Annotated in this window: 12 protein-coding genes; 6 read left to right on the top strand and 6 right to left on the bottom strand. The window is 72.7% G+C overall.

What is annotated here, in order from left to right:
- The first annotated feature begins 2 nt into the window (after window positions 1-2).
- The 3 genes from ACIA8F_RS19020 to ACIA8F_RS19030 all read left to right on the top strand — a co-directional run bounded on the left by ACIA8F_RS19020 (window position 3) and on the right by ACIA8F_RS19030 (window position 4,711).
- Window positions 3-377, top strand: a complete 375-nt coding sequence (locus ACIA8F_RS19020; RefSeq protein WP_399380090.1) for a hypothetical protein — start codon at window positions 3-5, stop codon at window positions 375-377.
- Between the two features lie 162 nt (window positions 378-539).
- Window positions 540-4,103, top strand: coding sequence for a CDP-glycerol glycerophosphotransferase family protein (locus ACIA8F_RS19025; RefSeq protein ID WP_399380092.1), 3,564 nt, complete (start codon window positions 540-542; stop codon window positions 4,101-4,103).
- Window positions 4,104-4,228: 125 nt separating this feature from the next.
- Entirely contained in the window at window positions 4,229-4,711 is a 483-nt protein-coding gene (locus ACIA8F_RS19030) for a VOC family protein (RefSeq protein WP_399380094.1), read from the top strand.
- Window positions 4,712-4,844: 133 nt separating this feature from the next.
- Here ACIA8F_RS19030 and ACIA8F_RS19035 read toward each other — a convergent pair whose 3' ends face one another.
- Together ACIA8F_RS19035 and ACIA8F_RS19040 are read right to left on the bottom strand one after the other, a co-directional pair.
- Complete coding sequence (locus tag ACIA8F_RS19035; protein ID WP_399380096.1) at window positions 4,845-5,585, bottom strand: SIR2 family NAD-dependent protein deacylase; 741 nt, start codon at window positions 5,583-5,585, stop codon at window positions 4,845-4,847.
- Window positions 5,586-5,631: 46 nt separating this feature from the next.
- Entirely contained in the window at window positions 5,632-6,408 is a 777-nt protein-coding gene (locus tag ACIA8F_RS19040; protein ID WP_399380372.1) for an aminoglycoside N(3)-acetyltransferase, read from the bottom strand.
- Between the two features lie 144 nt (window positions 6,409-6,552).
- Between ACIA8F_RS19040 and ACIA8F_RS19045 the strand changes: the two genes are divergently transcribed.
- Together ACIA8F_RS19045 and ACIA8F_RS19050 are read left to right on the top strand one after the other, a co-directional pair.
- Window positions 6,553-7,431, top strand: coding sequence for an ATP-grasp domain-containing protein (locus ACIA8F_RS19045; protein ID WP_399380097.1), 879 nt, complete (start codon window positions 6,553-6,555; stop codon window positions 7,429-7,431).
- 41 nt (window positions 7,432-7,472) lie between these two features.
- Window positions 7,473-8,342: a GNAT family N-acetyltransferase gene (locus ACIA8F_RS19050; RefSeq protein ID WP_399380099.1), complete on the top strand. Its 870-nt coding sequence runs from the start codon at window positions 7,473-7,475 to the stop codon at window positions 8,340-8,342.
- 2 nt (window positions 8,343-8,344) lie between these two features.
- On the opposite strand, the gene ACIA8F_RS19055 is transcribed toward ACIA8F_RS19050, so the two are convergent.
- From ACIA8F_RS19055 to ACIA8F_RS19065, 3 genes are all read right to left on the bottom strand, one after another.
- Window positions 8,345-8,788, bottom strand: a complete 444-nt coding sequence (locus ACIA8F_RS19055; protein WP_399380101.1) for a subtilase-type protease inhibitor — start codon at window positions 8,786-8,788, stop codon at window positions 8,345-8,347.
- 185 nt (window positions 8,789-8,973) lie between these two features.
- Window positions 8,974-9,432 (bottom strand): cyclic nucleotide-binding domain-containing protein, encoded by a 459-nt coding sequence (locus ACIA8F_RS19060; protein WP_399380103.1) that lies wholly within the window; start codon window positions 9,430-9,432, stop codon window positions 8,974-8,976.
- 199 nt (window positions 9,433-9,631) lie between these two features.
- On the bottom strand, window positions 9,632-9,934 hold the full coding sequence (locus tag ACIA8F_RS19065; protein ID WP_399380104.1) for a hypothetical protein: 303 nt from the start codon (window positions 9,932-9,934) through the stop codon (window positions 9,632-9,634).
- A gap of 365 nt (window positions 9,935-10,299) precedes the next feature.
- Between ACIA8F_RS19065 and ACIA8F_RS19070 the strand changes: the two genes are divergently transcribed.
- Window positions 10,300-13,029, top strand: a complete 2,730-nt coding sequence (locus tag ACIA8F_RS19070; RefSeq protein WP_399380106.1) for a DNRLRE domain-containing protein — start codon at window positions 10,300-10,302, stop codon at window positions 13,027-13,029.
- A 114-nt stretch (window positions 13,030-13,143) separates the two neighbouring features.
- Here ACIA8F_RS19070 and ACIA8F_RS19075 read toward each other — a convergent pair whose 3' ends face one another.
- Window positions 13,144-13,452 carry an ArsR/SmtB family transcription factor gene (locus ACIA8F_RS19075; protein WP_399380108.1) on the bottom strand — a complete coding sequence of 103 codons (309 nt, stop codon included), beginning with the start codon at window positions 13,450-13,452 and terminating at the stop codon, window positions 13,144-13,146.
- Window positions 13,453-13,489 lie beyond the last annotated feature (37 nt).

The following is a 13,489-nucleotide window of genomic DNA, read 5'->3' on the forward strand; positions in this document are numbered from 1 at the left end:
CCATGGCCAACGTGGAGACATCGCTCAAGCAGGCCACCACCAGCATCGACGGCGTGCTCGGCGTCGCCCTGGTCGACTGCAGCAGCGGCATGGCGCTCGGCACCATCGGCGGCGGAAAGGACCTCGACCTCACGGTCGCCGCCGCGGGCAACACCGACGTGGTGCGGGCCAAGCTCCGCACGATGGAGATGCTCGGACTGAAGGAGGAGATCGAGGACATCCTCATCACCCTGGGAAGCCAGTACCACCTGATCCGGCTGCTGAAGGGCCGGGGCTCGGCGGGACTCTTCCTCTACCTGGCGCTCGACAAGTCGCGGGCCAACCTCGCGATGGCCCGGCATCAGCTGAAGAAGATCGAGGCAGAGCTGGAAGTCTGATCTGATGACGGCTGGGTGGCGGGCGGCTGAACTCATGGCCGCCCGCCCCGGCAGCTTCTCACTTATGTCCGAGACGACCGGAATTTATCATCTCGTTACAGAGTAAGATGCTGTAATCGGCTGATCATCAATATTGTTAGTAAGCTGGAGAACTCGCCGCCCATGCCCCCGCGCCTGAGTATCGTCGTCCCCGTCTACAACGTCGAGCTTTATCTCGACGAGTGCCTGGAGTCCATCGCAGCGCAGACATTCGACGACTTCGAAGTCGTGCTCGTCGACGACGGATCCACCGACGGCAGCGCGGCACTCGCCCAGGCGTTCGTCGACCGCGACGACCGGTTCCGCCTGGTCCTCCAGAAGAACGCGGGACTCGGCGCGGCCCGCAACGTGGGCGCCCGCCACGCCAGCCCGGGCACCGAGTACCTGGCCTTCGTCGACAGCGACGACACCATGCCGGCGTACGCGTACCAGCGCATGATCGACGCCCTCGACGAGACCGGCTCCGACTTCGCCGCCGGCAACGTGAAGCGCTTCCGCTCCGTCGGCATGCAGCAGTCCTGGGGCCACCGCGTCGCCTTCGCTGCCACCCGGCTGAAGACCCACATCTCCAAGTTCCCGGCGCTGGTCACCGACCGCACGGCGTGGAACAAGGTCTACCGGCGGAGCTTCTGGGACGAGCACGCCTTCCAGTACCCGGAAGGCATCCTCTACGAGGACGCCCCCGTCTCCATCCCCGCGCACTACTTCGCCAAGAGCGTCGACGTCATCGGCGAGTGCGTCTACCACTGGCGCGTCCGCGAAACCGGCGAGCGCTCCATCACCCAGCGCTCCACCGACCCGGTCTCGGTCATCGACCGCGTGACCTCCGTCCGCCTGGTCCGCGAGGCCCTCAAGGGCAAGCAGGGTGCCGCCTACACCCGCTACCTGCGCGACTACGACCGCAACGTGCTGAGCGAGGAACTCCCGCTCATCTACAAGTACGTCCCCGAGGCCGGCGACGATTTCCGTGCCGCCTTCGCCAAGGAGGCCGGCGGCCTCGTCCGGGAGATCGGCCCCGGGCTGTGGCCCGACCTGACGGTCGCCGACCGCCTCAAGGCCTACCTCGCCGGGGAGGGCCGGATCGAGGAGTTCGTGGCCCTCGTCCAGCACCAGCGGGACTTCACCTACAGCGTGCCGGTCAAGGGGCTGGCCCGCCCCCAGGCCGACTACCCGTTCCTCAAGGCACCGGTCCCCGCCAAGGTCCTCACCCTCGGCCCGCGCGAACGCCGCGTCGTCAGCCGGGTGGAGCAGGCCCACTGGGCCGACGGCAAGCTGCTGCTGCGCGGCTACGCCCTGCCCGGACACCTGGGCGCCGAGAGCCGCCTCGGCTCGCGCAAGATGCTGATCTTCCGCGAGAACGGCAAGCGCCGCCGGACCGTCGTCACCACCCGCACGGTCGCCTCCCCGATGGCCACCGTGAACTCCCCGCACCTCGCCCTGCGCCACGCCGACTGGGCCGGCTTCACCGCCGTCATCGACCCCACCGCCTTCCAGACGGGCGGGAAGTGGAACGAAGGCGTGTGGAGCACCTCCGTCGCCGTCACCGGCGCCGGCGGACTGCACCGCGCCCGCCTCAAGGGCGGCGAGCACGACAGCGGACAGAACCCGCCCGCGCACTGGGTCGCCCCGGACGTACGGATCGTCCCGAGCACCACCGGGACCTTCAGCGTCCAGGTGGAGATCGTCCGCGCCCGCGCCCTGGACGTCCGCCCGGCCGGTGACGACGCCGTCGAGGTGACCGGCGAGCTCGCCGCCGAAGTCGGCGCAGGAGCCGCCCTGCGCGCCGTGCACGTCTCCACCGGAACCGCGCTCACCTTCCCGCTGGAGACCGCCCCCGCCGCCGCCGGCGGCCGGATCCCCTTCACCGTGCGCGTCCCGCTGGCCGATCTGGCCGCCGTCCCGGACGCCCCGGCCGCGCCCGGCGAGTGGACCCCGGAGCCGTGGCGGCTGTCCGTCACCGGCGCCGGCGGCGCCGAGCACCGCCTCGCGCACGACGAGCGGGCCGGCTTCGCCGGACTCGTCCTCGCCCTGCCCGGGGAAGAGCCCGGCCGGACCCTCTTCGCCAAGCGCGGCACCACCGGGCACCTGACCCTCTCGGTCCAGGTCTCCCCGCCGCTGGTCGACACCGTCGAGGCCAAGGACGGGGCCCTCACGCTCCGGGGCCGGTTCCTCGCGCCCCTGGACGAGCCCTACGAGCTGGTCCTGCACGACCCGACCGGCCTGGAGTTCAGCTACCCCGTCACCCGCGACGGCGACACCTTCGAAGCCGCCTTCGAGCCGGTGCTCCCCGAGAGCCGGGCCGGCCGCACCCCGCTGCCGCAGGGCCGCTGGTGGCCCACGCTGCGCCCGGTCTCCCGGGGCGGAGCCACCGCAGGCCTGCTCGGCGTCGACCGCGGCGCCCCGCTGCAGTTCGCCCCGACCGCCCTGCACGAGGGACCCCACGCCGTCACGGCCCGGGGCCGCCGGATACGCGTCGAAGCCCGCCTCTTCGACCGCGTCGCCCTGGTCGCCGACCCGATGATCAGCCCGCACGACCGCTCGCGCTACGCGCAGCGGATCGCGCGCGACGTGACGTACCCGGCCCAGAGCGCGCTCCCGGTCAAGGACATCGTGGTCTACGACGCCTTCCAGGGGCACGGCGCCGGAGACTCGCCGCGCGCCATCCACGAGGAGCTGCTGCGGCGCGACGAGAAGCTGGAACACGTCTGGCTGGTGCGCGACGGCCGGGCCGAGGTCCCGGAGACCGCCCGTGCGGTCCAGTACGACAGCCTCGAATCCTGGGACGTGCTCGCGCGGGCCCGGTACTACGTGGTCAACGACAGCGTGCCGCGCGCCTTCCGGCGCCGTCCCGGTCAGACCGTCGTGCAGACGTGGCACGGTACGCCGCTGAAGCAGATCGGCCACGACTTCATGCACGACTACTACACCAGCCCCGAAGTGCTGGACGCGCTGGAGCACGACAGCGCGCAGTGGTCGCTGCTCGCCTCTCCCGGCTCGTACGCCACCCCGGTCCTCAAGCGGGCGCTCGGCTACGGCGGCGAGGTCATCGAATCGGGCAGCCCGCGCACGGACGCGCTGGTCCGGCCCGACGCGGAGCGGATCGCGGACGTCAGGCGGCGGCTCGGCCTGCCGGAGGGCAAGAAGGTCGTGCTCTACATGCCCACGTGGCGGGAGAACCGCCTGGGCTGGACGGTCGCCTCCGGCTACAAGCTCGACCTCAAGATCGACCTGGACGCGGCCCGCCGCGAGCTCGGCGAGGACCACGTCCTGCTGATCCGCGGCCACCACAAGGTCACCGAGCAGGTGCGCGAAGGCGTCCGCGACGGATTCGTCGTCGACGTGTCGCGCTGGCCCGACGCCACCGACCTGCTGCTCGTCGCCGACGTGCTGATCTCGGACTACTCCTCCGCGATCTTCGACTTCGTGCACACCGACCGGCCGGTCCTGCTCTTCGCCCACGACCTGGAGCACTACCGGGACACGCTGCGAGGGTTCACCTTCGACCTGGAGAAGAAGGCCCCGGGCCTGCTGCTGCGGGATTCGGCGAGCCTGATCGAGGCCGTGCGGAACGCGGACGCGCTGGGCGCGGAGTACGCGCAGGCGCGTGCCGCGTTCCGCGAGGAGTTCTGCGACCTGGACGACGGCCAGGCGGCCCGGCGGATCGTCGACCGCATGCTCGAGATGTAGCCCGCACGAGTGCATTGCAGGCGGAATGCGAACCGGTCCCGGCCCCACCGATGAGTTTCGGGGCCGGGGCCGGTCTGTATGTGCGGGACGGGATCTTCCCGCCCCCGCACACTCCGGAGGCAGTCATGGCGAGCAACCCCTTCACCACGTGTCTGTGGTTCGACGGCGCGGCGGAGGCCGCCGCCGACTACTACGTGTCGGTCTTCAAGGACGGCAAGATCGGCCGCGTGGGCCTCTTCCCCGAGAACGGCGGCGGCGTCACGGGCGAGGTCATGGTCGTCGAGTTCGAGATCAACGGCCAGAAGTTCGTCGGGCTCAACGGCGGTCCGCAGTTCCCCTTCACCGAGGCCGTCTCCTTCCAGATCAACTGCGCCGACGACGCCGAGGCGGACTACTACTACGAGGCGCTGACCGCCGACGGCGGGGCGGAATCCGCCTGCGGCTGGGTCAAGGACAAGTTCGGGCTGTCCTGGCAGGTCATCCCGGCCGGGGCGATCGAGCTGATCTCCGACCCCGACCCGGGGCGGGCCGGCCGGGCGACGGCGGCGATGATGAAGATGAAGAAGCTCGACGTGGCGGAGATGCGGCGGGCGGCCGACGCGGGCTGACACGGTCCGGCACGGGCGGCCGGGGCCCGGCGCGCGGGCCCCGGAAGGCGGGCCCCGGAAGGCGGGCCCCGGAAGGCGGGCCCCGGAAGGCGTGCCCCGGCGTGCCGGCCGCGGCGTGCCCGCCCCGGTCGGGTCAGAAGGGCGCGCCGCCGGAGGCGATCCGCGCCAGCAGGGCGGGCAGGGCCGTCCCGATGGGCTCGCGGATCACCTCGTCGGCCAGGGGGTCGTACGGGGTCTCCTCCGCGTTGACGATGATCAGGCGGGCCCCGGCCTCCGCGGCCATCCCGGCCAGCGAGGCCGCGGGCTGCACCTGGAGCGTCGAGCCCACGGCCACGAAGACCTGACACCCCTTGGCGACCGCGACGGCCCGGGCCAGCACCTCGGGATCCAGCCGTTCCCCGAACATCACGGTCGCCGCCTTCAGGATCCCGCCGCACGCGAGGCACGCCGGATCCGGCTCCCCGGCGGCGACCCGGGCCAGCGCCTCGTCCATACCGGTGCGCGCATGACAGACCGTGCAGACGACGGCCCGCGCCGTGCCGTGCAGTTCGAACACCTTGCGCGCGGAGGTCCCGGCGAGCTGGTGCAGCCCGTCCACGTTCTGCGTGATCACCCGCAGCGGGATCCCGGCACGCTCCAGCTCGGCGACGGCACGGTGCGCGGCGTTCGGCCGCGCCCCCAGAGCGCCGATCTCGGCGCGCATCAGCCAGGACCGGCGCCGGATCTCCGGATCGGCCATGTAGGACGCGTAGGTCACGAGCTTCTCGGCGCCGGGCTCCCGCCGCCACAACCCCTGCGGCCCCCGGTAGTCGGGAATCCCCGAATCGGTGGACATCCCGGCCCCACTGAACACTGCGACGAGCGGCTTTCCCATGGGGCGACTCTAGGCACCCCGGGCGGGACTCTCCACGGGGTTTCGGCTACCGCGCGGCGTCCGTGTCCAGCAGTTCCTGAAGGCGGGGAACGGCGAAGTCGACCAGGGCCGGGACGGGCAGGAGCCGGCACACCGCGCCGCCCACCCGGGACGGACGGATGCCCGCGTGCCGTTCGAAGTCGGGGCCCACGACGGGGAAGTGGGTGTCGTTGTCGTTGCCCACGTCGGGAGTTTCGATCCAGACCCGCTCGCCCGCCAGTTCCATCGGGAAGCGCCGCACCCGCAGCCGGGGGCGGGGTACGAGGGACTCGACGTAGTGCAGGAACGAGTTCCGGTTGTGACCGACCCCGATCAGCAGGATGTGCGCGCCCAGGTCGTGCAGCCGGCCGAACGGCGAGGTGCGACCCAGCGCGAAGCCCAGCGACTGCCCCGCCGTGACCTCTGCCGCACGGGCGCCGACCGCTGCCACCGAAGCCTGGGGGTGTCCGCTGCGCAGGCTGTCGGGCAGGGACCGAAGGGCCTCCGGTACGGCGCCGAGCGCACGCGTGACCGGCAGCCCCGGGTGGAATAGCGGTACCGCGGCCCGGCGTGCCGCGACCGCGGCGTCCGCCGCGCCCACGTGCTCCGGGTCGGGATCGGCCACCTCCCAGGTGAACGCCGGGACGGCCACCGTCCCGGCCGGCCCCACGGCTTCGCGCAGGCTCGCCACCACCGTCGCGGCGCCGCCGTCCACGCGTCCGAGCGCGGACAGCGAGGCGTGCACCATCAGCGCCATGCCCTCGCAGACGCCTGCCTCCCGCCAGCCGGCGACCAGCTCACCCATCCCGAGCACGAACGTCCTCCCGTTCCCCGGCCGGCTCCGATTCCGGTGCTCCGGCCTTCCGGTTCCTCATGCGATCACATCATTCCGGTGGCCGGCCGGTGCATCCGGGGCCCGGCTCCGCGCGGGCATCCGTAGGGTGGCGGCATGCCGACCACCGTTCTGTACTGCTGCGATCCGCTGAACGGGCGCCGCCCCGACGCCCACTTCGCCGAGGAGGCCCGCGCGGTGCGCTCCGCCGGGGGCGGCGTCGGGCTCATCGACCACGACGCGCTGCTCGCCGGGGAGGCCGGCCGGGCGGTGGCCGGGGTGCCCGCCGGGGCGGGGCCGCTGTGGTACCGGGGCTGGATGGTTCCGGCGGGCCGGTACGCCGCACTCGACGCGGCCCTGCGCGAGCGCGGCAGCGCCCTGCGGGTCGGCCCGGAAGCGTACCGGCGGGCCCACGAACTCCCCGGCTGGTACGAGGCGTTCGCGGGGCTGACCCCGCCCAGCCGCTGGCTGGCGACGCCCCCGGGGAAGACCCCGGAGCCGGCCCGGCTCGCGGACGCCGCCGCGGCCCTGCCGTCCCGCGCGGGCATCGTCAAGGACTACGTCAAATCCCGCAAGCACGAGTGGGCCGAGGCCTGCCACCTCCCCGATCTCGCGGACCGGGCCGCCGTCCACCGCGTCGTGAACCGGTTCGTGGAGCTCCAGGGCGAGGATCTGGCCGGCGGGGTGGTGCTGCGCGCCTTCGAACGGTTCACGGCGGCCGAGGGCGTGGCCACCGAGGTGCGGGTCTGGTGGCGCGACGGCGAACCCCGGCTGGTCACCGCCCATCCCGACAGCCCGTACGCCGAGGCCGCCGCTCCGGACCTCGGACCGGTCCGGGCCGCCGTCGCGGAGCTCGGCTGCGCCTTCGTCACCACGGACCTCGCGCTGCGGGCGGACGGGGTATGGCGGGTCGTGGAGGTGGGCGACGGGCAGGTGAGCGATCTGCACCGGGACGCCGATCGCGCGGCGTTCGTCCGCCTCCTGACGGGTGGTTGAGCCCACCCGGACCAAGGGGCGGATCTGGTACAACAGCGGACATGACCGGACTCACTGGATTCGAGATCAACGGTGCGAGCGCGGCCGACATGGCGCTGCTCCGGGACTGGGCCGACGCGGAGGGCTGGAACCCCGGGGACTCCGACCGGTTCGCGTTCGCCGTCGCCGATCCGGGCGGATTCCTCGTGGGGCGGCTCCGCGGGGAGCCCGTGGCCTGCATCTCGGCCGTCCGCTACGGGGCCGGATTCGGCTTCATCGGCTTCTACATCACCCGTCCCGACCTCCGCGGCCAGGGGTACGGGATCCGGCTGTGGAAGGCCGGCATGGAGCGGCTCGACGGACGGCTCGTCGGGCTGGACGGGGTGGTCGAGCAGCAGCACAACTACCGGACGTCCGGCTTCCGTTCGGCCTGGAACAACGTCCGCCACGAGGGGGTTCCGCGGCCGGCCGGCGAACTCCCGGAGGAGTCGGCGTCCGGGGTGCGGATCGTGGACGCGGCCACCGTGCCCTTCGGGCAACTCGCCGCCTACGACCGGAGGTTCTTCCCCGCACCCCGCGACGCCTTCCTCGCCGCCTGGATCGGCCTGCCCGGCCGTACCGCCCTCGCCGCGGTCCGGGACGGCCGGATCGAGGGGCTCGGAGCCGTCCGGCCGGCGAGCGGCGCCGCCCGCATTGGCCCGCTCTACGCCGCCGACCCGGACGTGGCCGCCGCCCTCCTGCTCCGGCTCGCGGAACGGACCCCCGACGGGAAGGTCGCCGTGGACGTGCCGGACGCCCATCCGCGAGCCGCCGCCCTGCTGGGCGGACTGGGACTGACCCCGGTGTTCGAGACCGCCCGGATGTACACCGGCCAGGAGCCGGACCTCGATCTGACCGGCATCTACGGGGTCACGAGCCTGGAGCTGGGCTGATCTCAGATGGCGAAGGCCGTGCCGGTGCTGTGCCACAGCGCGCACGGGTTCGCGTAGGTGTAGGTGTAGCTCATCCGGCGGCCCTGCCACACGCCCTCCGCGGTGACCGTCACCGGGCTCCACTCCCGGGTACACGCCGCGTCGGGGCGCGGCTCGGCGAGCGCGTCCAGGTCGGGGGCGTGTACCCGTAACTCGGCGCACGCGGCCGCGGGGTCCGGGTGGGTTCCGCCGGGCCGGGGCGCGCAGACCAGCGTGACCGCGCGCAGCACCGTACCGCTCGCCGCGTCCGCGCCGTCGGTGACGCTCAGGACGAGCGCGGACGGCGCGTACAGGCTTTCGCCGCCGGCGGGCGCGGCTCCGGCGGCGCCCGAGCCGGCCAGGGCGGTGAGGGCGGTGAGCCCCATGGCGGCGGACGACAGTCCCAGGGTCCTGGTGATGGATCGCATGTCGAACACTCCTCGCGTCGTTGCGTCGGATAACGGACGCGAGTCTTGCCCATGCGGAACCGGAACGCCCGTTCGCACCACTACTTCTCGTCACTCAGTGCGCACGCATGACCGCAGACCGCAGCGGTCCGGGGGTGGCTGACCTGTGGGGGAGCGGTCGGCGGAATCGGCCCGAACCGTCCGGGTCAGCTCGCGGCGAGGCGGGGGGCGTACAGATCCATCAGCCGGGTCCGGGTCTGGTGCAGCCGCAGCGCCAGGACCCGCCCGACCCAGTGGCCGAGGGCGGATCCGAAGGCGGGATCGGCGTCCATGAGCATCCGTACGGTCGTGGCGTCGAACTCGTACGCCCGCACCGGCGTCATGGCCGACGCGCCCAGCTGCCACACGTACGGGGGGAACAGCCACGACCAGCCGACCAGCTCGCCGGGGCCCAGGCTCTCGATGGCGGTGGGCCGGCGGCCCGGGACCGGGATCTCCAGGGTCACCGTGCCGGAGCGCACGATCCAGAAGGAATCCGCCCGGGTGCCCTCGTCGAAGATCCGTGCGCCCTCGTGGAAATTGACCTCATGGGCGTGGGACATCAGCCGCCCGCGATGCTCGGTCGACAGGACGGCAGCGATCCGGATGGGGGAAGGTGTGCTCACGACGGCCTCCGATCGGGACCCCCCGCTTCCCCCAGTGTCGCCGACGCCGGGTCGAATCCGAGGTGTCCGCCTCCGGAGGATTGTCCGATTTTCGGCGACACAAACCCCGAGGGCCGCAAACACGGGCCCGAAACGGGCCCGGCTCCTTTTTCCGGCGCTTCTCTCCGGCCCTCGCCGGTTGCTCTCCGGCGGCGCCCGGTCACTCCTCGGCGCCGGCCTCCAGGCAGGCCAGCTCCATGGCGTCGAGGACGGCCTCGTGGCTGCGCCCGCTGAGCTCGGAGACGTTCTCGATCTGCGCCGTCGCCCAGGCCGCCAGGGTCATCACCAGCACGCGGAGTCCGTCGGTCCCGTACTCCGCGAGGACCTCGTCGGCGGTGCTCATCGCCTCCTCGGGCACCTGCTCCGGTGGTTCCAGCCCGGCCAGGCCGCGGAGCAGGATCAGGGTGCGGCGGGAGATCTCGGGGGTCATCCTCGCCAGCCGCGTGTCTTCTTCGTCGCTCATCCCGCTCCGCCCCTCCGGTCCCGCGCCCGCGTACGTCCCCGGGCGTGCGCTCCTGCCCGTGCCTGTGCCGTCCCCCAGGGCACCGTAGAGGGGCGCGGGCCCGGGCGGGGCGGCAATCGCCAGAACGGGCCCGGCATCCCAGGGTGCGGACAGGGGGAGCGGGGGCGAAAGGGCCGCAGGCCCGGTGCCGGTGTGCGGGACCGGTGCGATTCGGCATCCGATGGGTCAAGTGCGGTGAACGGAGCCGGGATTCCGCCTAAGGTGCCCGAGGCCGGAGCCGTGGACGTCCGTGCGATAGTTTCTGGCCATTCCGTTTTTCACACTCCGTCCAACCGCACTTCGCATTCCGTAGAACTGGGGGGTTCATGCACAGATCCAGAGGGCTGGCCACCGCTCTCACCCTGGCCCTGGCCGGCACCTGCACGGCCATGGGCTTCGGCCTCGTAGAACAGGCAGCCGCCGTCACACCGCCGGTGGCCTTCACCGCCGACGAGCTGCCCACCTGGCAGGCCAACGGCGTCGTCTGGGCCCTCGCCGAGGCGGGTGACCAGGTCTTCGTCGGCGGCACCTTCTCCGCCGTGCGCCCGCCGGAGGGCGCCGCCGGAACCGAGCAGGAGGCGGTGAACTTCGCGACGCTCGACGCCGCGACGGGCGCCCCGACCGCCTGCAAGCTGTCCTTCACCGTGGGCTCGGGCACCGCCACCGTCCGCGCGCTCGTCCTCTCGCCGGACAAGTCGACCCTGTACGCGGGCGGTTACTTCGGGGCCGTCAACGGCACCCCGGTTTCCAGCCTCGCCGCCATCGACGTGGCGACCTGCACCGTCAAGACCGGCTTCCGGCCCGCCTTCGCGGCCACCGTCCGGGCCCTCGCCGTCACCGGCGACACCGTGTACGCGGGCGGCGACTTCCTGACCGTCGCGGGCCAGCCCCGCGAGCGGTTCGCCGCCGTCGACGCGGCCGACGGCACGCTGAAGCCGTTCACCGCGAACGCCGACGAGCCGGGCCGGGCCGTCGAGGTCGCCCCGGACGGCCAGCACGTGATCCTGGGCGGCGACTTCTTCACCGTGGGCGGCACCAACAGCCACGCCCTCGCTGTCGTCGACGCCACGAGCGGCGCCGTCACCAAGGCCTACCCGGGGTTCATCGAGACCAACTCGGTGGTCAAGGACATCGCCACCGACGCGACCGGCTTCTACACCGGCAACGAGGGAACGGGCGGCGGGGTCTTCGACGGCCGGATCGCCCTGAACCTGAGCGACTACGGCCAGCGCTGGCGCGACACCTGCCTCGGGGCGACCCAGGCCGTGCTCCCGTACCAGAACGTGCTCTACAGCGCCTCGCACGCGCACGACTGCTCCAGCGTCGGCGAGTACCCGGACGGGCAGCGCCACCACCTGCTGGCCCAGCCGACGACGGCGACCGGCAAGCTGGGCTGGGCTCCCGACACCAACGACGGCATCGGCGAGGGCATCGGCCCGCGCGTGATGACGGTCGGCGCCAAGGGCGGCGTCCAGTACCTGTGGGTCGGCGGCGAGTTCACCACCGTCAACGGAGCGGCGCAGCAGAGCCTGACGCGCTTCGCCTCCACCGGGGACACGGGCGCGCCCAGCGTTCCCGTGGCGAGCGCCGTGAGCTTCAAGCCCGGTGAGGTGCAGGTGCGCTGGCGCACGAGCCTCGACCTGGACGACAGCACGCTCACCTACAAGGTCTACCGCAACGGTTCGGCCACCCCGATCGCCACGGTCGCGGCGGACTCGCTGTTCTTCCGGCGCCCGCAGGCCTCCTGGACCGACACCACCGTCACGGCGGGGCAGTCCTACACCTACCGGGTGACCGCCACCGACGCGGCCGGCAACGCCAGCGCCCTGTCGGCGACGGCGAGCGTCACGGTCCCGAACTCGGCCGACGCCTACCCGAGCGCGGTCCGCGCCGACGGCGCCCAGCTGTTCTGGCGCTACGACGAGTCGGCCCTGCCCTTCGTCGCCGACTCCTCGGACGGCAACCAGAGCGGTGTGCACCTGAACGCCCCCGCCCTGCGCCAGACCCCGGGCGCGGTCTCGGGCGCGAGCACGGCCATCGGCTTCAACGGCACGGACACCCAGGTGTACGGGGACCGCCGCCAGAACGTCGGCTCCACGTACAGCATCGAGACCTGGTTCAAGACGAACACCACCACGGGCGGCAAGCTCGTCGGGTTCGGCAACAACCAGGCCCGCGGCAGCAGTCAGTACGACAAGCACATCTACATGACCAATGACGGCCGGCTCGTCTACGGCGTCTACAGCGGCGGCACCCACACCGTCACGACCGCCGCCGCGTACAACGACAACCAGTGGCACCACGTCGTCGCGACCCAGGGTCCGGGCGGCATGACCCTGTACGTGGACGGGGTCCAGAAGGGCACGCTGGGCTTCACCGCCCACGAGAACTTCACCGGCTACTGGCACGCGGGCGGCGACAGCCTCGGCGGCTGGCCGGACCGTCCGGTCAGCGAGTACTGGGCGGGCCAGCTCGACGAGACGGCCGTCTACCCGACGGTCCTGAGCGCGGCACAGGTGCAGAACCACTACACCCTGGCCTCCGCCCCGGCCGACTCGGTCGTCGAGGTCCAGGCCGCGGAGGACACGTACGCCAACGCGGGCGCCCCGGGCACCAACTACGGCACGTCCGGTTCGCTCGCGGTCCGCGGAAGCTCGTTCTATGCGAGCTACCTGCGGTTCAACCTGCCGGCCGCGCCCGCCGGCACGGTGCTCAAGTCGGCCACGCTGAGCGTGAAGACCAGCACCATGAGCGGCGCCGGCACGACGGACACGGTGTCCGTGCTCCCGGTCACCGGCTCCTGGACCGAGGCCGGGACCACGTACGCCAACCGCCCGGCGCTCGGCGGCCCGGCACTCGGCAGCTTCGCGGGCGTCCCGGACGGGTCGGCCGTCCAGACGACCGGCCTCGACAAGGCCACGGTCGCCGGGGCGCTCGGCAGCGCCTACAGCCTGGCGCTGAGCAGCGCCGGTACGGACGCGCTGTGGCTGTGGTCCTCGGAGGCCGCGGCCAACGAGGGCTCGCCGAAGCTGACGCTCACCTTCGGCGCGCCGTAGCCGGAGCGGGTCCCGCGTGCGGCGGCCGGTGCGCATCCTGCGCCCGGCCGCCGTCGCGGTTTGCGGCCCGGCGGGCGTCGCTGTTTGTTCATGGCCCGGCGGGCGGAGCGGTCTCTAGGCCCGGCTGCCGTGGTGCACGTGCGCCAGGATCTGCCGGAGCAGGGCGGCGACGTGCTCGTCGTGGAGTTCGTAGATCACGCTGCGCCCGTCGCGGCGGCCGGTCACCAGGTCGAGGTGCCGCAGGAGCCGCAGATGGTTCGAGACGGTGGGCTGGCCCAGGCCGAGGGCCTCGGCCAGCTCGCCGACCGAGCAGGGGGAGTGCAGCAGGCGGGCGAGGATGCGGATCCGGGCCGGGGAGGCCAGGCCCTGCAGGACCTCGGCCACGGCGGCGGCGTCCGGTTCGGTGAGCGGTTCCGGTTCCATGCCGGTCACTTTAGATCAGCGCATCAGGACATCTCCA

This window comes from Streptomyces sp. NPDC051563 (genome assembly GCF_044454225.1).
Taxonomy (GTDB): Bacteria; Actinomycetota; Actinomycetes; order Streptomycetales; family Streptomycetaceae; genus Streptomyces.

Excerpts from the sequence above, each read along its gene's own strand:
- ACIA8F_RS19020 (WP_399380090.1), top strand. The coding sequence starts at position 3 with ATGGCCAACGTGGAGACATCGCTCAAGCAGGCCACCACCAGCATCGAC.
- ACIA8F_RS19025 (WP_399380092.1), top strand. The coding sequence starts at position 540 with ATGCCCCCGCGCCTGAGTATCGTCGTCCCCGTCTACAACGTCGAGCTT.
- ACIA8F_RS19030 (WP_399380094.1), top strand. The coding sequence starts at position 4,229 with ATGGCGAGCAACCCCTTCACCACGTGTCTGTGGTTCGACGGCGCGGCG.
- ACIA8F_RS19035 (WP_399380096.1), bottom strand. The coding sequence starts at position 5,585 with ATGGGAAAGCCGCTCGTCGCAGTGTTCAGTGGGGCCGGGATGTCCACC.
- ACIA8F_RS19040 (WP_399380372.1), bottom strand. The coding sequence starts at position 6,408 with ATGGGTGAGCTGGTCGCCGGCTGGCGGGAGGCAGGCGTCTGCGAGGGC.
- ACIA8F_RS19045 (WP_399380097.1), top strand. The coding sequence starts at position 6,553 with ATGCCGACCACCGTTCTGTACTGCTGCGATCCGCTGAACGGGCGCCGC.
- ACIA8F_RS19050 (WP_399380099.1), top strand. The coding sequence starts at position 7,473 with ATGACCGGACTCACTGGATTCGAGATCAACGGTGCGAGCGCGGCCGAC.
- ACIA8F_RS19055 (WP_399380101.1), bottom strand. The coding sequence starts at position 8,788 with ATGCGATCCATCACCAGGACCCTGGGACTGTCGTCCGCCGCCATGGGG.
- ACIA8F_RS19065 (WP_399380104.1), bottom strand. The coding sequence starts at position 9,934 with ATGAGCGACGAAGAAGACACGCGGCTGGCGAGGATGACCCCCGAGATC.
- ACIA8F_RS19070 (WP_399380106.1), top strand. The coding sequence starts at position 10,300 with ATGCACAGATCCAGAGGGCTGGCCACCGCTCTCACCCTGGCCCTGGCC.
- ACIA8F_RS19075 (WP_399380108.1), bottom strand. The coding sequence starts at position 13,452 with ATGGAACCGGAACCGCTCACCGAACCGGACGCCGCCGCCGTGGCCGAG.